This is a genomic window from Enterobacter bugandensis (assembly GCF_900324475.1).
GTDB classification, from domain to species: Bacteria; Pseudomonadota; Gammaproteobacteria; order Enterobacterales; family Enterobacteriaceae; genus Enterobacter; species Enterobacter bugandensis.
The window spans coordinates 1834116-1855781 of sequence record NZ_LT992502.1; the positions used below are offsets into that span (position 1 = coordinate 1834116).

Below are 21666 nucleotides of genomic sequence, written 5' to 3' on the forward strand. Positions count from 1 at the left end.
TGGATATACCAACAGTATTGGGGCATATCACTGATACGCAATGTCTTTATTATCCTCGATCGTTTTACATAAGCAAATTGTAACCGCACGGCAGGGCTAAACGCCCCCAAAACGGGGGCGGAGAGGGCATTAACGGGTGGCAGGTGACAGGCTCCGCGCAGACGGAGGAGAGAAGAAAAGGTCCCCGAACAGCGCGGTGGAAATTTTACGCACCCCGAGCCCGGCAAGGGTACAGATCAGCAGGCTGGCAAACGGGTAGATCAGAATTAAGCACAGCTCTGCCCAGACCGGCCAGTAAGCGGCATTCATCTCGCCGATCAGGATCAGGCTGAAGGCCTCAATTAAGATGCGGTGGGTGGTATAGATCGCAATGGTGTTTGAGCCAATCACGTTCAGCAGGTTGTTGGGATGTACGGCATAGCGCTGCTCAAGGCTGTAGAACAGCTTCATGATCAACACGATCGACAGCAGAGAAAGCAGGAGAGGAACGTTAGCAAACCACAGCACCACGGAGACGGCCGCGAAAGCGCCAGTAGCCAGCCAGGTGCGGCGCAGGTTGAAGCTTTTCATCCACGCCATCAGCTCGGCGCCATACCACGCCCCCAGGCTGTAGTAGATCATGTTGCGTACCACGCTGTTCATTCCCCACCACGGCAGCGGCAGGAAGTTGATCGCGATGCTCGCCAGCGCAAGCAGTCCGAGTACCGGCAGCTTCCAGCGGCTCAGCAGTTTACACAGCGTGAAGTAGACCACCAGAGCATACAGATACCACAGGCTGGTGCTGGCGGTGAGCATGCCCCGCACAAATCCTGCCAGGGAATCGGCGTAGGCCGCGTTCGACGAGGTGGCAAGCTCGCGATCGGGCGCCAGCCAGGCGTTCAGGTGGGTCAGCGCCTGCCATTGCAGGATCCCCCACAGCGCCAGAACCCAGACAATGCTCCAGATCCGCTTGTCGAGGCTGGTGCGCCAGTCTACCTCATCAATATAACGACGGATCAGATAGCCGGAGATAAAGAAGAAAACCGGCATCCGGAACGGGGCGAGATAGAGGTTAAAATAGACCCAGCATTTGGCGAGGAGACCGGAGAGCGGATGCTGTAGCCCGCTGAGATGAGGATAAAAGGTGATAACCGAGTGGTAAATCACCACCAGACAGATGCACAGCCCTTTTATCTGGTTTATCCATAATGCTTTTTGCTTCATTGTTCGCAACTACCTTATTGCCATAGACGAACGAGCAATTGTTGTTAAACGAAACCGTGATGTAATGGGTAACAGTCTGTATCAGGAGGTTTTTCGGAAAAGGTGGAGGTTGCGAGGCGCGGTTTCAGACATTAGTACCCTGATTTATCTGAATTTTTCGGAAAAATGATTACCAAAGCTTACGGTTTCAGTCATTTACCCTTAACGGATTCGCTTATATACTCGTGGGTCTGCTATCAGCAAACAGACGGACTTCATGTATCAACCTGTCGCACTCTTCATAGGCTTACGTTACATGCGTGGGCGCGCCGCGGACCGCTTCGGTCGCTTTGTCTCCTGGCTTTCGACTATTGGCATTACGCTCGGCGTGATGGCTCTGGTGACGGTGCTTTCCGTCATGAATGGCTTCGAGCGCGAGCTGCAAAACAACATCCTGGGGCTGATGCCGCAGGCCGTTCTCTCATCGAATAACGGTTCCGTTAACCCGCAACAGCTGCCGGAAAGCGCGGCGAAGTTACAGGGTGTCACGCGCGTTGCGCCCTTAACCACTGGCGATGTGGTGCTGCAAAGCGCCCGCAGCGTGGCGGTCGGCGTGATGCTGGGGATTGACCCGGCGCAAAAAGACCCGCTGACGCCGTTCCTGGTTAACGTGAAGCAAACCGATCTGGAAGCCGGAAAATACAACGTGATTCTGGGTGAGCAGCTTGCCGGGCAGCTTGGCGTCAACCGCGGCGATCAGCTGCGCGTGATGGTGCCGTCCGCCAGCCAGTTTACGCCAATGGGGCGCCTGCCGAGCCAGCGCCTGTTTAACGTGATTGGTACTTTTGCCGCCAACAGCGAAGTTGACGGCTATCAGATGCTGGTGAACATTCAGGATGCGTCACGCCTGATGCGCTACCCGGCGGGAAATATCACCGGCTGGCGCCTGTGGCTCGATCAGCCCCTGAAGGTCGATACCCTCAGCCAGCAAAAACTGCCGGACGGCACCAAATGGCAGGACTGGCGCGAGCGTAAAGGCGAGCTGTTCCAGGCCGTGCGCATGGAAAAAAACATGATGGGGCTGCTGCTGAGCCTGATCGTCGCCGTGGCTGCATTTAACATCATCACCTCGCTGGGCCTGATGGTGATGGAGAAGCAGGGCGAAGTCGCCATCCTGCAAACCCAGGGGCTGACGCCGCGCCAGATCATGGCGGTCTTTATGGTGCAGGGGGCCAGTGCAGGCATTATCGGCGCGCTGCTGGGCGCCGTGCTCGGCGCGCTGCTTGCCAGCCAGCTTAATAACTTAATGCCGATCATCGGCGCGCTCCTTGACGGCGCGGCGCTGCCGGTGGCTATCGAGCCGCTGCAGGTGGTCGGAATTGCGCTGGCCGCGATGGCCATTGCGCTGCTTTCTACGCTTTATCCTTCCTGGCGCGCTGCCGCCACTCAACCCGCTGAGGCTTTACGTTATGAATAAGATCCTGTTGCAATGCGACAACCTGTCCAAACGCTATCAGGAAGGCACTGTGCAGACTGACGTGCTGCACAATGTGAGCTTCAGCGTGGGCGAGGGCGAGATGATGGCGATTGTCGGCAGCTCCGGCTCGGGCAAAAGTACGCTGCTGCATCTGCTGGGCGGGCTGGACACGCCAACCAATGGCGACGTGATCTTCTCCGGTCAGCCGATGAGCAAAATGTCCTCTGCGGCGAAGGCCGAGCTGCGTAACCGCGAGCTGGGCTTTATCTACCAGTTCCACCACCTGCTGCCGGATTTCACGGCGCTGGAAAACGTGGCGATGCCGCTGCTGATTGGCAAAAAGAAACCGGCAGAGATTAACGCCCGCGCCAGCGACATGCTGAAAGCGGTAGGGCTGGGCCATCGCGGAAACCACCGTCCGTCGGAGCTGTCCGGCGGCGAGCGCCAGCGCGTGGCAATTGCCCGTGCGCTGGTCAACAACCCGCGTCTGGTGCTGGCGGATGAGCCTACCGGTAACCTCGACGCGCGCAACGCGGACAGTATTTTCCAGCTTCTCGGCGAGCTAAACGCCTCGCAGGGCACCGCGTTTCTGGTGGTGACCCACGACCTGCAGCTGGCAAAACGCATGGGACGCCAGCTTGAGATGCGCGACGGCCATCTGAACGCGGAACTGACCCTGATGGGAGCAGAGTAATGGCGTCACCGTTATCCTTACTCATTGGTTTACGCTTTAGCCGCGGCCGCCGACGCGGCGGCATGGTGTCGCTGATCTCCGTGATCTCCACCATCGGTATTGCGCTGGGCGTGGCGGTGCTGATTGTCGGCCTGAGCGCCATGAACGGCTTCGAGCGCGAGCTGAATAACCGCATTCTGGCGGTGGTGCCGCACGGGGAGATTGAGCCGGTTAACCAGCCGTGGACGAACTGGAGCGATGCGCTCGCCAAAGTGGAAAAAGTGCCGGGCATTGCCGCGGCCGCGCCATACATTAACTTTACCGGGCTGGTGGAGAGCGGGGTTAACCTGCGCGCCATCCAGGTTAAAGGGGTCAACCCGGCCCAGGAAGCGCGGCTCAGCGCGCTGCCGAAATATGTGCAGAACGGCGCGTGGGCGAACTTTAAGGCCGGCGAGCAGCAGATCATTATGGGTAAAGGCGTTGCCGATGCCCTGAAGGTGAAGCAGGGCGACTGGGTGTCAATCATGATCCCGAATGCCAGCGCCGATCACAAACTGCAGCAGCCAAAACGCGTGCGCCTGCACGTCACCGGTATTCTTCAGCTGAGCGGCCAGCTTGACCATAGCTTTGCGATGGTTCCGCTGGAAGATGCGCGCCAGTATCTCGACATGGGCGACAGCGTGACGGGCATTGCCATTAAGGTGAACGACGTCTTTAACGCCAACAAACTGGTGCGTGATGCCGGCAGCGTGACCAATAACTATGTCTACATCAAAAGCTGGATCGGCACTTACGGCTATATGTACCGTGATATCCAGATGATCCGTGCGATCATGTATCTGGCGATGGTGCTGGTGATTGGCGTGGCGTGCTTTAATATCGTCTCGACGCTGGTAATGGCGGTTAAGGACAAGAGCGGCGACATCGCCGTGTTGCGTACCCTCGGGGCAAAAGACGGTCTTATTCGCGCCATCTTCGTCTGGTACGGTTTGCTGGCAGGGCTGTTCGGCAGCCTTTGCGGCGTGGTGATTGGCGTGGTGGTTTCTCTGCAGCTGACGCCGATTATCAACGGGATTGAAAAGCTTATTGGTCACCAGTTCCTGTCCGGTGACATCTATTTTATTGACTTCCTGCCGTCTGAACTGCACTGGCTGGACGTTTTTTATGTGCTGGTTACAGCACTTTTACTGAGTCTGCTGGCAAGCTGGTATCCGGCGCGTCGCGCAAGCCGAATTGATCCGGCGAGGGTATTAAGTGGCCAGTAATTACGTCATGGTGTAGCGGTCCTGAGGCCGCTATGTCAGAAAGAGGAATGCGTTATGTATTATGGATTTGATATTGGCGGCACCAAGATTGCGCTCGGCGTGTTTGATAAAGACCTCAAACTGCAGTGGGAAACCCGCGTTCCCACGCCGCGCGAAAGCTACGATGAATTTTTAACCGCCATTGCCGCGCTGGTGGCGCAGGCGGATGAACGATTTGGCGTGAAAGGCAGCGTCGGCATTGGTATTCCGGGCATGCCCGAAACCGACGACGGTACGCTGTACGCGGCCAACGTGCCTGCCGCCAGCGGTAAACCGCTCCGCGCCGACCTATCGGCCCTCCTAGAACGCGACGTGCGTTTAGATAACGATGCCAACTGCTTTGCCCTCTCTGAAGCCTGGGACGATGAATTCCGCCGCTATCCGCTGGTGATGGGGCTGATCCTCGGTACCGGCGTAGGCGGGGGGATTGTCATCAACGGCAAGCCGATTACCGGGCGCAGCTACATCACCGGGGAGTTTGGTCATATCCGTCTCCCGGTGGATGCGCTGGAGGTGGTAGGGCGTGATTTCCCGCTCACCCGCTGCGGCTGCGGCCAGCACGGCTGTATCGAGAACTCTCTCTCAGGACGCGGGTTTGCATGGCTTTACGAACACTTCTATCATCAGAAACTTGAGGCCCCTCAAATCATTACCCTGTGGGAGCAGGGGGATGCGCAGGCGCGTGAGCACGTCGAGCGCTATCTGGATCTGCTGGCGGTGTGCCTGGGAAATATTCTCACCATCGTCGACCCGGATCTGCTGGTGATCGGGGGAGGGCTGTCAAACTTTACTGCGATTACGGAACGGTTGTCCGGGCGTCTGCCCCGACATTTATTGCCGGTCGCCCGCGTGCCGCGCATTGAACGCGCGCGACACGGGGACGCGGGAGGCATGCGCGGAGCCGCATTCCTTCATCTCACCGATTAGTTTACGAGGTCTTTATGCTGTCGCGTCGCCAGGGTCGACTCAGCCGTTTTCGCAAAAACAAACGCCGCTTACGAGAGCGCTTGCGCCAGCGGATCTTTTTCAGAGACAGAATCATGCCAGAAGCGATGGATAAACCCAGAGTGGTGGTACTGACCGGGGCGGGGATTTCCGCCGAGTCAGGAATTCAAACCTTCCGTGCGGCAGACGGGCTGTGGGAAGAGCACCGCGTCGAGGACGTGGCGACGCCTGAAGGCTTTGCCCGCGATCCGGATCTCGTGCAGGCGTTTTACAACGCTCGCCGTCGGCAGCTTCAGCAGCCTGAGATTGCGCCGAACGCGGCGCATCTGGCGCTGGCGAAGCTGGAAGAGGCGCTCGGGGATCGTTTTCTGCTGGTGACGCAGAATATCGACAACCTGCACGAGCGGGCCGGTAACAAGAACATCATCCACATGCATGGCGAGCTGCTTAAAGTTCGCTGCGCCTGGAGCGGCCAGGTGCTGGACTGGAAAGAGGACGTGCTGCCAGAGGACAAGTGCCACTGCTGCCAGTTCCCGTCGCGCCTGCGTCCGCACGTGGTCTGGTTTGGCGAAATGCCGCTGGGGATGGATGAGATCTACAGCGCGCTGGCGATGGCGGACGTGTTTATCGCTATTGGCACATCAGGGCACGTTTACCCGGCGGCGGGGTTTGTTCACGAAGCGCGACTGCACGGGGCGCATACGGTGGAGCTCAATCTGGAGCCGAGCCAGGTGGGCAGCGAGTTTGAAGAGAAGCAATATGGCCTGGCGAGCGAGGTGGTGCCAGCGTTTGTAGATAAGCTTCTGAAGGCGCTGTAAGAGTAACGGGCGACGTTGCGTCGCCCGTTATGTATTGCATTAACGACCTGCTTTTAACTTCTGATAATACTCTTCGTAAAGGCGGCTCGCGTCGCCTACATCGTTCTGCCATTCTCCTTTGCTGATGGTTTCGGCATCCGGATAGAGTGACTTATCGTTAGCCACGTCAGGCTTCAGCAGCTTGCGGGCGGCCAGGTTTGGCGTCGGGTAGCCAATCGTCTCGGCTACCTGTTTCGCCACGTCCGGACGCAGCAGGAAATTAATCAGCTTCAGCGCACCGTCCACGTTCTTCGCGTTGGCCGGGATCGCGAGGCTATCCATCCAGAAGATCCCGCCTTCCTTCGGCCAGACCACCTCCAGCGGCGTCCCGGCCTGACGGGCAACATACGCAGAGCCGTTCCACACCATCCCCAGGTTTACTTCGCCTTCCATATACGGGTTTGCCGGGTTATCAGAGTTGAATGCCGCCACGTTAGGCATCAGCTTTTTCAGCTCGTTGTAAGCCGCGTCGATCTCTTTCGGATCGGTGGTGTTACCGGAATAGCCAAGTTTACGCAGCGCGATCTGGAACACTTCACGCGCGTCATCGGTTAACAGCAGGCTGCCTTTGTATTCCGGTTTCCACAGATCCGCCCAGCCGGTGACCGTTTTCGGATCGATGGCCTCGCTGTTCACGCCAATCGCCGTCGCGCCCCAGATGTACGGAATGGAGTAGTCGTTATTCGGGTCGAAAGGCTTGTTGAGCATCTCAGGATCGAGGTTTGAAAAATTAGTTAGCTTCGTTTTGTCGATCTTCTGGATCATGCCCTCTTTGCGCATTTTGTCGACAAAGTAGGTGGAAGGAACCACCAGATCGTAGGCGCCGTCCTTGTAGGTTTTGAGCTTGGCGTACATGGTTTCATTCGACTCGTAGGTCGAATAGATAACCTTGATGCCCGTCTCCTTTGTGAACTGCTCCAGCAGGCCCGGCGGCACGTATTCCGTCCAGTTGTAGAAGTAGAGCGTTTTGCTGTCATCAGCGTGCGCGGCACCCATGCCAAGCACCAGCGCCGCAGCGGCGAGCATTTTTTTCATTTCATTGTCCCCTGAGATTTTGTTTTATCACGAGCAAGAACCTGGCTGGCGATCACCAGAACCAGCGAAAACAGCAGCAGTATGGTCGCCAGCGCGTTCACCTCCGGTGAGACGCCAACTTTTACCATCGAATAGATCTTCAACGGCAGAATTTCGTAGCTCGGCCCGGTCACGAAGGAGGAAACCACGACGTCATCCATCGACAGGGTAAAGCTGAGCAGCCATCCGGCGGCGACGGCAGGCATCGCCAGCGGCAGGATGATTTTGCGCAGGATGATCATCTCGCTGGCACCCAGATCTTTCGCCGCTTCCAGCATGCGCACGTCGAACCCTTTCAGACGCGCGTAGACGGTGACCACCACAAACGGCAGGCAGAAGGTGATATGGGAAAACAGCAGCGACCAGAAGCCAAGCTGTACGCCCAGCAGCATAAACAGCACCAGCAGCGAAATCGCCATCACGATGTCCGGCGACATCATCACTACAAACAGCATGCCGCTGACGAACGGCTTGCCGCGAAAACGGTAGCGATACAGCGCCACGGCGGTCAGCGAGCCAATCAGCGTGGCGAAGGTGGCGGAGACGATCGCCATCGTCAGCGAGTGCTGTGCGGCCTGCAGCAGGCTGTCATTGTTCATCAGCAGGCTGTACCAGTTGGTGGTAAACCCCTGCCAGTTAATCCCGAACCGCGAGCTGTTAAATGAGTTCACGATCAAAATGATAATCGGGATATAAAGGTAAGCGTAAATGGCGGTCATAAAACCGCCGCGAAGCTGTCGACCGATCATTCGAGTTCCACCTTCTTGTTGAGCAGGCGAGAAGCGCGCCAGTAGACCAGCAGCATCAGCCCCATCACCACCGTGAGCGTAATGCTGGTCGCGGAGCCGAACGGCCAGTCGCGGATGTTCAGGAACTGGCTCTTAATCACGTTGCCGATAAGCAGGTTTTTCGCCCCGCCCATCAGGTCAGACACGTAGAACAGGCCCATCGCCGGGAGCATCACCAGCAGACAGCCTGCAATAATACCGGGCATGGTCAGCGGAATGATAATGCGGATAAAGGTCTGCAGCTTGCTGGCCCCCAGATCTTTTGCCGCTTCCAGCAGCGGTTTATCGAGCTTCTCAATGCTGGAGTAGAGCGGCATCACCATAAACGGCAGCAGGATATAGACCAGGCCAATGATTACCGCACCTGGGGTAAACATGATGCGCACTGGCGTATCAATCACGCCCAGCCACAGCAGAAACGCGTTGAGGTAGCCTTTGGTGCTGAGGAAGATTTTCAGCCCGTAGATGCGAATCAGCGAGTTGGTCCAGAACGGCACAATCAGCAGAAACAGCAGCAGCGGGCGCACCTTTTGCGGCAGTCCCGCCAGGAACCATGCGAAAGGGTACCCCAGCAGCAGGCAGGCCACGGTGGCAATCAGCGCCATATTGAGCGAGTGCAACAGCACGTCGAAATAGAGCGGATCGAGCAGGCGCGCGTAGTTGTCCAGCGTAAAGACCAGCGAAACGAAGTTTGCATCGTCGCGGGTCAGGAAGCTGGTGGCGATGATCATCAGGTTGGGTAAAAAGACAAATAACACAAGCCAACCGACGATAGTGGCAATAACCACCTTCTGGAACTTACTTGTGTTCTTCATCAGCCAGCACAACCTCCCAGCTTTCTACCCAGTTGATAACCATTTTCTGGTCAAGAGAGTGGTCAAAGTCAGGATCGTCCTCGTTAAAGAATTCGCTGACCATCACCATTTTGCCGTTCTCCAGTTCCACAACGGACTCGAGGGTCATCCCTTTATAGTTACGTTCGCGCACGTAACCGATCAGACCTTCGACGTCGGCCGTGTCGTGGATCTCATCAACGCGGAGATCTTCCGGGCGCAGCAGGACGTTGAGTTTTTGTCCTTTCTCGACGGCAAAGTTCACGGTGATAATGCAGTCGCGCCCCTCGACGTTCGCGCGAACGCGCTGTGCATCCAGACGCTCAAGCACGGTGGCGTTGAAGATATTGATCTCGCCAATAAAGCTGGCGACAAACAGGTTTTTCGGCTCTTCGTATATTTCACGCGGCGTACCGTCCTGTTCAATCTTACCGTCACGCATTACCACGATACGGTCTGACATGGTCAGCGCCTCTTCCTGATCGTGGGTGACGAAGACAAAGGTGATACCGAGCTTGCGCTGTAGCGCTTTCAACTCGTTCTGCATCTGCTTGCGCAGCTTGTAATCCAGCGCGGAGAGGGATTCATCCAGCAGAAGCAGGCGCGGTTTATTGACGACCGCGCGGGCAATGGCCACGCGCTGCTGCTGACCGCCGGAGAGCTGGTGGGGCTTTCGCTGGGCAAACGTCTCCAGCTGAACCATGCGCAGGGCTTCGGTGACGCGCGGTTCGATCTCATTAGCCGGGGTTTTTTGCATCCGCAGGCCAAACGCCACGTTCTCAAACACGGTCATGTGCGGGAACAGGGCGTAGCTCTGAAAAACGGTATTGACGTGGCGATCTTCGGCAGGAACCTGGGTTATGTCCTGGTTCTCAAGATGGATGCGGCCATTATCAACGCTTTCCAGCCCGGCGATAAGGCGCAGTACGGTGGTTTTGCCGCAGCCGGAAGGGCCAAGCAGCGTAAGAAACTCACCATCATTGATGGTCAGGTTGAGGTCGGAAATGACGTCTTTGCCATCAAAGCTTTTACGAATTCGTTCCAGTTGCACTAGCGGTGAACGAGAACGGGATTGTGTATTCAATTTTTGCGCTGTCCCATATAGACGCCTCAGGCAGCAGACTGAAGCGGGGTTTGTGTGTAACCACCTTGGTGACTCGTAATGAGGGCGGACATTCTACGGCAATCCCCCGTAATCGCCAATCCTTGTCACTGATTCATAAGCTACATTTATTAACGCATAAAGATATAAACGTAAAAAGTTCTCGTTTGCGGGATAAAAGTGACCTGACGCAATATTTGCGTTTTGATGCTTACTGATAATGTTGTCACAAAAAGTGAGGGTGACTGCATGGATAAATTACTTGAGCGTTTTTTACAGTATGTTTCGCTGGATACCCAATCTAAGCCGGGTGTCCGCCAGGTGCCAAGCACCGAAGGCCAGTGGAAGTTGTTAAACCTGCTTAAAGAGCAGCTTGAGGCCATGGGGCTGGTCAACGTCACGTTAAGCGAAAAAGGCACTGTGATGGGAACGCTGCCGGCGAATGTGCCGGGTGATATTCCGGCGATTGGCTTTATTTCTCATGTCGATACCTCACCTGATTTTAGCGGCAAACACGTGAACCCGCAGATCGTGGAAAACTACCGCGGCGGTGATATCGCGCTGGGGATTGGCGACGAAGTGCTCTCTCCGGTGATGTTCCCCGTGCTGCACCAGCTGCTCGGGCAGACGCTGATCACCACCGACGGCAAAACGCTGCTTGGGGCGGATGACAAGGCGGGCATCGCGGAAATCATGACGGCGCTGGCGGTGCTGAAAGGTAAAAACATCCCGCACGGGGACATCCGCGTTGCTTTTACCCCAGATGAAGAGGTGGGTAAGGGCGCGAAGCACTTCGACGTGGACGCTTTTAACGCGCAGTGGGCGTATACCGTCGACGGCGGTGGCGTGGGCGAGCTGGAGTATGAAAACTTCAACGCGGCGTCGGTGACCATAAAAATTGTCGGAAACAACGTTCACCCAGGATCTGCCAAAGGGGTGATGGTGAACGCGCTGTCGCTGGCGTCGCGTATTCATGCGGAAGTCCCGGCGGAAGAGAGCCCTGAACAGACAGAGGGGTACGAGGGCTTTTATCACCTCACCAGCATCAAAGGCACCGTGGACAGCGCGCAGATGCACTACATCATCCGCGATTTTGACCGTAAAGCTTTTGAGGCGCGCAAGCGCAAAATGATGGAGATCGCCAAGAAGGTTGGGAAGGGATTGCATCCTGACTGCTATATTGAGCTGATCATTGAAGACAGCTATTACAATATGCGCGACAAGGTGATGGCCCATCCGCACATTCTGGATATCGCCCAGCAGGCGATGCGAGACTGCGATATTGAACCGGTCTTAAAACCGATTCGCGGCGGAACTGACGGCTCGCAGCTATCGTTTATGGGGCTGCCGTGCCCGAACCTGTTTACCGGGGGCTATAACTACCACGGCAAGCATGAGTTTGTGACGCTGGAAGGGATGGAAAAGGCGGTGAAGGTGATTGTGCGCATAGCCGAGTTAACCGCTAAACGCTAAAAAAATGCCCGGTGGCGCTGCGCCACCGGGCATTGTCACAACTCAGTCCTCAAAGAACCAGTACCCGCTGTTGACCAGCGCGGCCAGCATCGCGAGGAAGGATGGGTCTTCCAGCGCGTCGCCAAAGGTTTCTGCAGTCAGTACCATATGGCTGGCAATGGCTTCCAGCGCCGGGCGGTGCGGGGAGTCGAGCTTCTCACCGTTGACGAAGACCTCTTCACCAATGCGCAGCACGCGTAATCCGCCCAGACGAACCAGCTTGTCACCCTGCTGCAGCGCATCATAGATCTCATCTGCCTGATACGGCGGCTCCGGCGGTGCAACGTCCAGCTCGTGGCGTGACTGACTGATAAATTCGCCAAACCACTGCCTGAAATGTTCCGGCTCGTTGATCAGATCCAGCATCATGCCGCGCAGCTTATCCAGCTCTTCTGGCACGATGTCTGCCGGATGCTCGCGTGCAGGCACATCCGGATCGCTGTAGCGATAGCTGCCCAGCTCGCGCTGCAGGACATAGTCGGCAAAGCCGCTGATCATTTCGCGGCCGCTCGGCGCGCGGAACCCGACAGAGTAGTTCAGCGAGTTCTCCAGGGAGTAACCTTCGTGAGGGAATCCTGGCGGAATGTAGAGAATATCGCCTGGCTCCAGCTCTTCGTCGATAATGCCTTCGAACGGATCCACCTGAAGCAGATCCGGGTGCGGGCAGTGCTGCTTCATCGGCACTTTTTCGCCCACGCGCCAGCGGCGGCGGCCCGTGCCCTGAATGATAAACACGTCGTACTGGTCCAGATGCGGACCCACGCCGCCGCCAGGTACGGAGAAGGAGATCATCAGATCGTCCATTCGCCAGTCTGGCAGGGCGCGGAACGGGCGCATTAGCGCGGCAGTCGGCTCGTGCCAGTGGTTAACCGCCTGCACCAGCAGCGACCAGTTGCTTTCGCCGAGATGATCGTAGCTTTCGAAAGGACCGTGGCTGACCTGCCATTTCCCGTCCTGGTGGCTGACCAGACGGCTGTCGACTTCGTTTTCCATGGCCAGACCGGCCAGCTCGTCAGGTGAGATAGGGTCGACAAAGTTGCTGAACCCGCGTTTCAGAACCACCGGGCGCTTTTGCCAGTAACGTTCAATAAACTCGGGCCAGTTAAGTGTTAAGTGATAATCCATATTTTTTTATCCGCAGGCTCTTACTGACTCGGATTATAACGGAAGCTCAGCCCCCCGGCTGCGAGATCCTCGCATTTTTCACATAACGGGTTAACTATCGTCCGATGTGGGCTGCTGACGACCAAAAATCACTTCCATTCTGGCCCCGCCGAGCAAGCTTTCGCTGGTTTCGATTTTTCCGTCATACTGGTCGACAATCTCGCGGGCGACGGCTAAACCCACGCCCTGACCGGGGCGCAGCGTATCCGCTCGCTGACCGCGATCGAACACCACATCACGTTTATTAAGCGGGATCCCGGGGCCATCATCCTCAACGATAATGTGTAACTCGTTATCCGTCTGGCGCGCCGATACTTCAACAAACTCCAGGCAGTATTTACAGGCGTTATCCAGCAGGTTGCCCATCACTTCCATAAAGTCATTTTTTTCGCCTACAAAGCTAATTTCAGGCGAAATATCGAGGCTGATGTTGACCCCTTTACGCTGATACACCTTGTTAAGGGCGGACGTGAGATTATCCAGCAGCGGGGCCACCGGGTGCAGCTCGCGGCTCAGGAGCGCGCTGCCGGAACGCATGCTGGCGCGGTGCAGATAGTAGCCAATTTGCTGCGAGATTCGGCTGATTTGTTCCAGCATCACCGGCTCGGCATCGTCGACGCTCAGCCTTGAGCTGCGCATGGAACGCAGGGTGCTTTGCATTACGGCCAGCGGCGTTTTCAGGCTGTGGGTGAGGTCGGTCAGGGTCGTACGGTACTTATCATAGCGTTCACGCTCGCTTTTCAGCAGGCGATTGAGGTTACGCACCAGACTGGTCAGCTCACGGGTGGTTTCCGGATTGAGCTTTTCACGATGATGTTCCTCAAGCTCGCGCACCTCTCGCGCCAGGGACTCAATAGGGCGTAAGCTCCACCACGCCGCCACCCAAAGCAGCGGGATCACCAGCAGCAGGTTTGCGGCCAGAACATAAACGAACCAGCCCCAGACCTTATAGGAACGTTTTAGCTCAACCGGAATGGTGTCGATCACCACAATAGTTAACTGCGGCATGTTCATGGTCGCCGGGTAGATATTGATCGCCACCGAATGCGTCATTTCCGTCTCGGCATCGTCAGCCCGGATTTCATTGAGCTTTTGCTGCATCGAGCGATCTTCGCGAATCAGCGTGCTGGTGGTATTGAGATCGGCTTCTATCTCATGAAACCCGTTGGTTTTGAGCCACTCCGGACGAATGCTTTTCGCCAGCCACGGAATATCGCGTTGCGCCCAAAGCAACTTTCCCTTTTCATTGTAAATCAGGGCTAAAGTAGGACTCTGTTGATCCAGGTTCTCCGGCATTTCAACGGTGATGTGGTTGTCTTCCCATGTGGCCAGGGTATAAAACAGATTACTTTCGCCGCGTAACAGTCGAAAGGTCGTTTTATCGAAGCTGACGCTGTAGCCCACCAGGGCGACCAGACCGTAGGAGAGCGACAGCACCAGCACCACCGCGGCTGTTGCCAGTAAAAAACGAACCCGCAGCGAGAGGGGCAGAATGTGGCGCAAAATCCGTCTCATTTAGCGTAATTCGAACAGGTAGCCCTGGCCGCGGACGGTCGTAATCACGTCCTGCGGATACTGCGCCTGAATTTTCTTACGCAAACGGCCCATCAGCACGTCTATGGTGTGACTCTCGCGCAGCTCAGCGTCAGGGTAGAGCTGGAGCATTAAGGAGTCTTTGCTCACTACTTTTCCGCTGTTACGGATCAGCGTTTCCATAATGGTGTATTCGAACGCGGTGAGCTTGATCACTTCATCGTTAATCGACAGCTCGCGACGGGAGAGATCCACCTGGAAAGGCGGAATGGAGATAACCTGTGAAGCCAGCCCGCTGTTGCGGCGTAACAGCGCCTGCATGCGCGCCGCCACTTCTTCAATGTGAAACGGTTTGGTGACGTAATCATCCGCACCGGCGCTGAGCACTTCAACTTTGTCCTGCCAGCCTTCGCGGGCGGTGAGAACCAGAACCGGCAGGGAAACGTCATGGCTGCGCCAGCGACGAATTAACGACAGGCCGTCTTCATCAGGCAGGCCTAAATCGACAATGGCGATGTCCGGCAGGTGTTCATTGAGATAATAATCGGCTTCTTTTGCATCTTCAGCATCATCCACCTGATGTCCCATCTCCTGAAGCTGAACCTTCAGGTGGTGGCGTAGCAATGCGTTATCCTCAACAACCAGTACGCGCATCATCTTTTCTCCCAGAATAAATAGTATGAATAGTTTAACGCTGATTATGTTGCTGTGGGGATAAACATTCAGTAAACCGGGGAAAAGCAACCCCCTTTCCGGGCGGAAAGGGGGGGAAGGAACGTTACTTCAGCTCATCAACCATGGTGATGGCGCGGCCAATGTAATTCGCCGGAGTCATGGCCTTCAGGCGGGTTTTCTCTTCTTCCGGCAGTGCCAGACCGTCGATAAACTGTTTCATGCCTTCGGCATCGACGCGTTTACCGCGTGTCAGCTCTTTCAGCTTCTCGTACGGTTTTTCGATACCGTAGCGGCGCATCACGGTCTGAATCGGCTCTGCCAATACTTCCCAGTTGTGATCCAGCTCGTCAAGAAGACGATCACGGTTCACTTCGAGCTTGCTCACGCCCTTCAGGGTGGACTGATACGCGATCAGCGCGTAGCCAATGCCCACGCCCAGGTTACGCAGCACGGTGGAGTCGGTCAGGTCGCGCTGCCAGCGGGAAACCGGCAGCTTGCTCGCCATATGCTGCAGCACGGCATTCGCCAGGCCCAGGTTGCCTTCGGAGTTTTCGAAGTCGATTGGGTTCACTTTGTGCGGCATGGTGGAGGAGCCAATTTCTCCGGCGATGGTCTTCTGCTTGAAGTGGTTCAGCGCGATGTAGCCCCACACGTCGCGATCGAAGTCGATCAGGATGGTGTTGAAGCGCGCGATGCAGTCAAACAGCTCTGCAATGTAGTCGTGCGGCTCAATCTGGGTGGTGTACGGGTTCCACTGGATCCCCAGAGAGGTCACGAACTCTTCGCTGAACTGATGCCAGTCCACTTCCGGGTACGCGGCAATGTGGGCATTGTAGTTACCGACCGCGCCGTTGATTTTACCCAGAATTTCAACCTGCTCCAGCTGACGATACTGGCGCTCCATACGGTACGCCACGTTCGCCATCTCTTTACCCATCGTGGATGGGGTGGCTGGCTGGCCGTGAGTACGGGAAAGCAGCGGAATGTCACGGTATTCCACGGACAGCGCTTTCACCGCGTCGATGATTTTACGCCAGTAAGGCAGCACCACTTCTTTACGCGCGGTGGAGAGCATCAGCGCGTGAGACAGGTTGTTGATATCTTCGGACGTACAGGCGAAGTGAATGAATTCGGATACCGCATGCAGGGCCGGGACGCTTTCCACTTTCTCTTTCAGGAAGTACTCAACCGCTTTCACGTCGTGGTTGGTGGTGCGTTCAATGGTCTTGATGCGCGCGGCATCTTCTTCGCTAAACTCAGCAACGATTTTATCAAGGTAATCGTTTGCCTTTTCGTCAAAAGCAGGAACTTCCTTGATTGCTGCCTGGGCGGCCAGCTTCTGCAGCCAGCGTACTTCAACCTGAACACGGAACTTCAGCAAACCATATTCGCTGAAGATCCCGCGCAGCGCGCTGACTTTATCGCCGTAGCGTCCATCGACAGGGGATACGGCGGTCAGTGAGGATAATTCCATAATTCGCAACTCCGGGAGGTTAACAATGAGCAAGAATTTGTTTTGCCTGAGTGGTCAGGCGATTACGAGAAAACATTAACTGCAGGCGGCCACCGCCAACCTGATGCCACAGCACGGCGGCGCGGATCCCAGCCAGCAGGGAAGCGCGTACCTTCGCCTGCACCTGCGGGCTTTGCAGTACGGCAGGGGAGCCGGTGACCTGAATGCGCGGGCCCAGCGGGCTGATGACGTCAACGTAAATGCCCGCCATGGCGCTCAGCAGCGTTTCAGACTGCAGGTCAAAATGGTCGAGCTGACGCTGTAGCCCGGCAATGCGATCGCCCAGGGTATTGAGCGCGCCTTTTGCCGCGCTCAGCTTACGCTCAAGCACCATCAGGCTTAAGGTGTAGCGGGTCAGTTCCGCGTTTAACCCCTGACGGCTACTGGCGTTAAGCACGCCAAGCAGGGTTTCAAGACCGAGACGAAGATTGGTTTCGCTGCCGCCGAACACGCCCAGGGTTGAACCGGGGTTGAGGTCGATAACGCTGTTGAGCGAAACGTGCAGGGCATCAGCGTCACAGTGACCCTGATGCGCCAGCTGTTGCACCAGACGAGCAGACTGGCAAATTCCTGCCAGCGCCAGGGTGATGTCATAATAATTCTTCGCCACACGGTCTCCTTTATGTGTGCAATCGGTTAAACAGCGGGCAGCGGAAGGCGCTGTTCAATAATCCCGCCGCCCAGGCAGATTTCGCCGCTGTAGAAGACAGCAGACTGGCCCGGGGTAACGGCGGCGACCGGCTCGTCGAAACGGACGTCAATACGGTCGTCATCAAGCGCGGTGATGGTGCAAGGAATATCGGTCTGGCGGTAGCGCGTTTTCACCGTGCAGCGCAGCGTGCCTTTCAGGGGCTCGCGATCGACCCAGTGCAACTGCTGTGCGATAAGGCCAATGGACATCAGACGCGGGTGGTCGTGACCCTGAGCCACCACCAGAATATTGTTTTCGACGTCTTTGTCGACCACGTACCACGGATCTTCGCTGCCTTCTTTCGTCCCACCAATACCCAGGCCTTTACGCTGGCCTAAGGTGTGGTACATCAGCCCCTGATGCTGACCAATCTCGTCGCCATCAACGGTGACAATTTTACCTGGCTGTGCAGGCAGGTAGCGGCCCAGGAAATCACGGAATTTGCGCTCGCCGATAAAGCAGATACCGGTGGAGTCTTTTTTCTTCGCGGTGATCAGGTCCAGCTCTTCGGCAATTTTACGCACTTCCGGCTTTTCCAGTTCGCCGACCGGGAACAGGCTTTGCGCAATCTGTTCGTGGCTCAGCGTATAAAGGAAGTAGCTCTGATCTTTATTGCCGTCGAGGCCGCGCAGCAGCTGGCTTTTGCCATTCACGTCCGCACGACGCACGTAGTGACCGGTCGCAATGTAGTCAGCGCCCAGATCTTCCGCGGCGAATTCCAGGAAGGCTTTAAATTTGATCTCTTTGTTGCACAGAATATCCGGGTTCGGGGTACGGCCCGCTTTGTACTCTTCAAGGAACAGTTCAAAGACGTTGTCCCAGTACTCTGCGGCAAAGTTAACGGTGTGCAGTTCAATGCCGAGCTTGTCGCATACGGCCTGCGCGTCGGCGAGATCCGCTGCGGCAGTGCAGTATTCCTCGCCATCGTCTTCCTCCCAGTTCTTCATGAACAGGCCCTCCACCTTATAGCCCTGTTGCTGCAACAGGTAGGCGGAAACGGAGGAATCGACACCGCCGGACATGCCGACGATCACTTTTTTCTGGCTGTTATCTGACATGGAATACTCACGACATTGAACTTCAAGGCGGCGTATTCTATCACGCCCCCCCACCGTTGACACCCTCTGTAAACGGCCAGTTAAATTCTCCGATGACACCCAGCGGCAGGCGTGCGCCTGACTGCCAGCAGCGGATGCTTTCCGCAACCAGCGGCGAGCGCAGGTTTGGCGCGTTCAGGATCTCCTCGGCGGTGACCCACAGGCAGCGATCGATATCGTCATCATGCGGTTCTGTGGCGCACGTTTCGCTAAGCTCAACGGCGAATAAAAAGCGCAGGAATGGGGTGCTGTCGGGCGCAATCCACTGGTGCATGCGAATGAAGTGCTGGGGCTCAGCGCGAATGCCGGTCTCTTCCCAGAGCTCGCGCTTCGCGGCCTGCAGCAACGTTTCATTGGCTTCAAGATGCCCGGCAGGCTGATTCCACAGCGCCCTGCCGTTGATGCTCTCTTCCACAACGAGGAATTTTCCCTGCGCGTGCACCACGCAGGCGACCGTAACATGAGGTTTAAACATCGTTTCTCCTTAAGGGGCAGCGTCGCGCCATTCGCCGTTTGCCAGCGTATCCAGCGTGTAGCTGCCCATGGCGTAGCGAATCAGACGTAGGGTAGGGAAGCCGACGTGCGCGGTCATTCGCCTCACCTGGCGGTTGCGGCCTTCATACAGGGTGATTTTGAGCCAGCTTGTCGGGATGGATTTGCGCTCGCGAATGGGCGGGTTACGCGGCCACAGCCACTCCGGCTCATTCACGCGTTCAATACCGGCGGGCAGGGTGGGACCGTCGTTCAGCATCACCCCGCTGCGCAGTTTCGCCAGCGTCTCTTCGTCCGGCTCGCCTTCAACCTGCACAAAGTAAATTTTGCCGGTGCGTTTGCCCGGCTGCGTAAGCTTTGCCTGTAGGGCGCCGTCGTTGGTTAGGACCAAAAGTCCTTCGCTGTCCCGGTCCAGGCGACCAGCGGCGTAGACGCCCTGAACGGGGATGTAATCCTTCAGCGTGCTGCGTCCGGCCTCATCGGTAAACTGCGGCAAAACATCGTAGGGTTTATTGAACAGAATAACCCGCTTTGGCTGGGTTTCTTGCGGTCGTCTGGCGGCTTGTCGCGAGCTGAATCGCTCAACCCGGTGTTTTGTAAAAGAAGTTTTCTTCATGGTATTTTCAGGCGTTATCAATTGCCGCATTATAGCCTAATAACGAAGACCTTTCATGGCGCAGGACAATCAGGTACTATCGAAGGGCTCATTACAATTTATTAACATAAGATCAGTAACAACCAGAAGCGCTCGAAGGAGAGGTTAATGGAAAGCAAAGTAGTTGTTCCGGCGGAAGGTAAAAAGATCACCCTGCAAAACGGCAAGATTAACGTTCCTCACAATCCGATTATTCCGTTCATCGAAGGCGACGGTATCGGTGTAGACGTTACCCCGGCAATGCTGAAAGTGGTTGATGCCGCTGTTGAGAAAGCCTACAAAGGCGAGCGTAAAATTTCCTGGATGGAAATTTACACCGGTGAGAAATCAACGCAAGTTTATGGCCAGGACGTCTGGCTGCCAGCGGAAACGCTGGACCTGATCCGCGACTACCGCGTTGCTATTAAAGGCCCACTGACCACTCCGGTCGGCGGCGGCATCCGTTCTCTGAACGTGGCGCTGCGTCAGGAGCTGGACCTGTACGTGTGTCTGCGTCCGGTTCGTTACTATCAGGGCACCCCAAGCCCGGTTAAGCACCCTGAACTGACCGACATGGTTATCTTCCGCGAAAACTCAGAAGACATCTACGCGGGTATCGAGTGGAAAGCGGACTCTGCTGATGCAGAAAAAGTGATTAAATTCCTGCGCGAAGAGATGGGCGTGAAGAAAATTCGCTTCCCTGAGCACTGCGGTATCGGCATTAAGCCGTGCTCTGAAGAAGGGACCAAGCGCCTGGTGCGTGCGGCCATCGAATACGCGATCACCAACGACCGTGATTCTGTGACCCTGGTTCACAAGGGCAACATCATGAAGTTCACCGAAGGCGCGTTCAAAGACTGGGGCTACCAGCTGGCGACCGAAGAGTTCGGCGGTGAGCTGATCGACGGCGGCCCGTGGCAGAAGATCAAGAACCCGAACACCGGCAAAGAGATCATCATTAAAGATGTGATCGCCGATGCGTTCCTGCAGCAGATCCTGCTGCGTCCTGCTGAATACGACGTGATCGCCTGTATGAACCTGAACGGTGACTACATTTCTGACGCCCTGGCGGCACAGGTTGGCGGTATCGGTATCGCCCCTGGCGCGAACATCGGCGACGAGTGCGCCCTGTTCGAAGCAACCCACGGTACTGCACCAAAATACGCAGGCCAGGACAAAGTGAACCCAGGCTCTATCATCCTCTCCGCAGAGATGATGCTGCGTCATATGGAATGGTTCGAAGCCGCAGACCTGATCGTTAAGGGTATGGAAGGCGCGATCAACGCGAAAACCGTAACTTACGATTTCGAACGTCTGATGGAAGGCGCTAAGCTGCTGAAATGCTCAGAGTTTGGCGACGCGATTATCGCGAATATGTAATCCAGATTCTGGGTTAAACAAGAGCGGGGGCCTGAGGGTTCCCGTTTTTTTTGCCTCTGCCTACGGGAAATAACACGATGCTCGCTACTGTTCTTATCGCTGTCGTTGCATTCATCCATATCTACATTCTTGTGCTGGAAATGTTCCTGTGGAACACCAGAACGGGGCACAAGGCCTTTAATCTGCGTCCCGATTTTGCGCGCGACACCCGCGTGCTGGCCGCGAATCAGGGGCTGTATAATGGTTTTCTGGCTGCGGGTCTGCTCTGGAGCCTCTGGCTTGGTGAAAAGGGTATATCTTTGGCCATCTTCTTCCTGACCTGCGTGTTGATTGCCGGACTCTTTGGCGCAGCGACCGCCAGCCGAAAGATACTGTACGTTCAGGCCATACCTGCTCTTGCAGCCCTGCTTGCCCTGCTTATCTGACGCAACGCGTTGGTTAACCGTACGTCGTCGGATATACTTGTGGCTTCACCCTCAAAGGTTAACGCTGTTATGAATAACGAAATCCCACTGAAGTATTATGACATCGTCGAAGAGTACGCGACGGAAGCCACAAAGCCCGTGAGTGAGTCAGAGCAGGACTCGCTGGCGCATTATTTCCAGCTGCTTCTCACGCGTTTGTCGAATAATGAGGAGATCGATGAGGAAGCTCAGCAGGAGATGGCGCGTGAAGCCGGGGTTCGTGCCGAACGTATTGATGATATTGCGAACTTTCTCAATCAGTGGGGAAACGAGTAA

Annotated in this window: 22 protein-coding genes; 9 read left to right on the forward strand and 13 right to left on the reverse strand. The window is 56.1% G+C overall.

Annotated features, from left to right (window positions below; all coding sequences use genetic code 11):
* Window positions 1-129 precede the first annotated feature (129 nt).
* Window positions 130-1203 carry an acyltransferase family protein gene (locus DG357_RS08945; RefSeq protein ID WP_047368296.1) on the reverse strand — a complete coding sequence of 358 codons (1074 nt, stop codon included), beginning with the start codon at window positions 1201-1203 and terminating at the stop codon, window positions 130-132.
* 256 nt (window positions 1204-1459) lie between these two features.
* On the opposite strand from DG357_RS08945, the gene lolC reads away from it, so the two are divergent.
* From lolC to cobB, 5 genes are read left to right on the forward strand one after another with little or no spacing between them, the layout of a single operon-like run.
* Window positions 1460-2659 carry a lipoprotein-releasing ABC transporter permease subunit LolC gene (gene lolC, locus DG357_RS08950; protein WP_028012739.1) on the forward strand — a complete coding sequence of 400 codons (1200 nt, stop codon included), beginning with the start codon at window positions 1460-1462 and terminating at the stop codon, window positions 2657-2659.
* On the forward strand, window positions 2652-3353 hold the full coding sequence (lolD, locus tag DG357_RS08955) for a lipoprotein-releasing ABC transporter ATP-binding protein LolD (RefSeq protein WP_008500772.1): 702 nt from the start codon (window positions 2652-2654) through the stop codon (window positions 3351-3353). Before lolC ends, lolD begins: the two co-directional genes overlap by 8 nt.
* Window positions 3353-4597, forward strand: coding sequence for a lipoprotein-releasing ABC transporter permease subunit LolE (gene lolE / locus DG357_RS08960; RefSeq protein ID WP_088205008.1), 1245 nt, complete (start codon window positions 3353-3355; stop codon window positions 4595-4597). The genes lolD and lolE overlap by 1 nt, the downstream gene beginning before the upstream one ends.
* A gap of 54 nt (window positions 4598-4651) precedes the next feature.
* Window positions 4652-5563 carry an N-acetylglucosamine kinase gene (nagK, locus tag DG357_RS08965; protein ID WP_063153838.1) on the forward strand — a complete coding sequence of 304 codons (912 nt, stop codon included), beginning with the start codon at window positions 4652-4654 and terminating at the stop codon, window positions 5561-5563.
* A 14-nt stretch (window positions 5564-5577) separates the two neighbouring features.
* Entirely contained in the window at window positions 5578-6399 is an 822-nt protein-coding gene (cobB, locus tag DG357_RS08970; protein WP_088205009.1) for a Sir2 family NAD+-dependent deacetylase, read from the forward strand.
* A 39-nt stretch (window positions 6400-6438) separates the two neighbouring features.
* Here the strand turns inward: cobB and potD are convergent, their stop codons facing one another.
* The 4 genes from potD to potA are packed head-to-tail and all read right to left on the reverse strand — an operon-like array spanning window position 6439 to window position 10247.
* On the reverse strand, window positions 6439-7473 hold the full coding sequence (gene potD / locus DG357_RS08975; protein WP_028012743.1) for a spermidine/putrescine ABC transporter substrate-binding protein PotD: 1035 nt from the start codon (window positions 7471-7473) through the stop codon (window positions 6439-6441).
* The gene (gene potC, locus DG357_RS08980; RefSeq protein WP_088205010.1) at window positions 7470-8261 is read right to left on the reverse strand and encodes a spermidine/putrescine ABC transporter permease PotC; all 792 of its coding nucleotides are present in this window, start codon (window positions 8259-8261) and stop codon (window positions 7470-7472) included. The genes potD and potC overlap by 4 nt, the downstream gene beginning before the upstream one ends.
* The gene (potB, locus tag DG357_RS08985) at window positions 8258-9115 is read right to left on the reverse strand and encodes a spermidine/putrescine ABC transporter permease PotB (RefSeq protein WP_041910497.1); all 858 of its coding nucleotides are present in this window, start codon (window positions 9113-9115) and stop codon (window positions 8258-8260) included. The genes potC and potB overlap by 4 nt, the downstream gene beginning before the upstream one ends.
* Entirely contained in the window at window positions 9099-10247 is a 1149-nt protein-coding gene (potA, locus tag DG357_RS08990; RefSeq protein WP_167401640.1) for a spermidine/putrescine ABC transporter ATP-binding protein PotA, read from the reverse strand. The genes potB and potA overlap by 17 nt, the downstream gene beginning before the upstream one ends.
* Window positions 10248-10484: 237 nt before the next feature.
* On the opposite strand from potA, the gene pepT reads away from it, so the two are divergent.
* Complete coding sequence (pepT, locus tag DG357_RS08995; RefSeq protein WP_032644861.1) at window positions 10485-11708, forward strand: peptidase T; 1224 nt, start codon at window positions 10485-10487, stop codon at window positions 11706-11708.
* A 42-nt stretch (window positions 11709-11750) separates the two neighbouring features.
* Here pepT and DG357_RS09000 read toward each other — a convergent pair whose 3' ends face one another.
* The 8 genes from DG357_RS09000 to rluE form a co-directional block, all read right to left on the reverse strand.
* Window positions 11751-12872 (reverse strand): ribosomal protein uL16 3-hydroxylase, encoded by a 1122-nt coding sequence (locus tag DG357_RS09000; RefSeq protein ID WP_047364295.1) that lies wholly within the window; start codon window positions 12870-12872, stop codon window positions 11751-11753.
* 90 nt (window positions 12873-12962) lie between these two features.
* A complete protein-coding gene (gene phoQ, locus DG357_RS09005; protein WP_045630113.1) occupies window positions 12963-14426 on the reverse strand; it encodes a two-component system sensor histidine kinase PhoQ in 1464 nt (487 codons plus the stop codon).
* Entirely contained in the window at window positions 14427-15098 is a 672-nt protein-coding gene (gene phoP, locus DG357_RS09010; protein WP_025911763.1) for a two-component system response regulator PhoP, read from the reverse strand. It abuts the gene before it with no gap.
* Between the two features lie 124 nt (window positions 15099-15222).
* Window positions 15223-16593, reverse strand: coding sequence for an adenylosuccinate lyase (gene purB / locus DG357_RS09015; RefSeq protein WP_014883421.1), 1371 nt, complete (start codon window positions 16591-16593; stop codon window positions 15223-15225).
* Between the two features lie 19 nt (window positions 16594-16612).
* Entirely contained in the window at window positions 16613-17242 is a 630-nt protein-coding gene (gene hflD, locus DG357_RS09020; protein ID WP_013097081.1) for a high frequency lysogenization protein HflD, read from the reverse strand.
* 26 nt (window positions 17243-17268) lie between these two features.
* Complete coding sequence (mnmA, locus tag DG357_RS09025; RefSeq protein WP_059356888.1) at window positions 17269-18381, reverse strand: tRNA 2-thiouridine(34) synthase MnmA; 1113 nt, start codon at window positions 18379-18381, stop codon at window positions 17269-17271.
* 40 nt (window positions 18382-18421) lie between these two features.
* Window positions 18422-18895, reverse strand: coding sequence for an NUDIX hydrolase (locus DG357_RS09030; protein WP_028012752.1), 474 nt, complete (start codon window positions 18893-18895; stop codon window positions 18422-18424).
* Between the two features lie 9 nt (window positions 18896-18904).
* Window positions 18905-19558, reverse strand: coding sequence for a 23S rRNA pseudouridine(2457) synthase RluE (gene rluE / locus DG357_RS09035; RefSeq protein ID WP_088205011.1), 654 nt, complete (start codon window positions 19556-19558; stop codon window positions 18905-18907).
* 117 nt (window positions 19559-19675) lie between these two features.
* Between rluE and icd the strand changes: the two genes are divergently transcribed.
* From icd to DG357_RS09050, 3 genes are all read left to right on the forward strand, one after another.
* Window positions 19676-20926 (forward strand): NADP-dependent isocitrate dehydrogenase, encoded by a 1251-nt coding sequence (gene icd, locus DG357_RS09040; protein WP_003857898.1) that lies wholly within the window; start codon window positions 19676-19678, stop codon window positions 20924-20926.
* 77 nt (window positions 20927-21003) lie between these two features.
* A complete protein-coding gene (locus tag DG357_RS09045) occupies window positions 21004-21351 on the forward strand; it encodes a DUF1304 domain-containing protein (RefSeq protein WP_059356893.1) in 348 nt (115 codons plus the stop codon).
* Between the two features lie 69 nt (window positions 21352-21420).
* Complete coding sequence (locus DG357_RS09050; RefSeq protein ID WP_028012755.1) at window positions 21421-21666, forward strand: DUF2543 family protein; 246 nt, start codon at window positions 21421-21423, stop codon at window positions 21664-21666.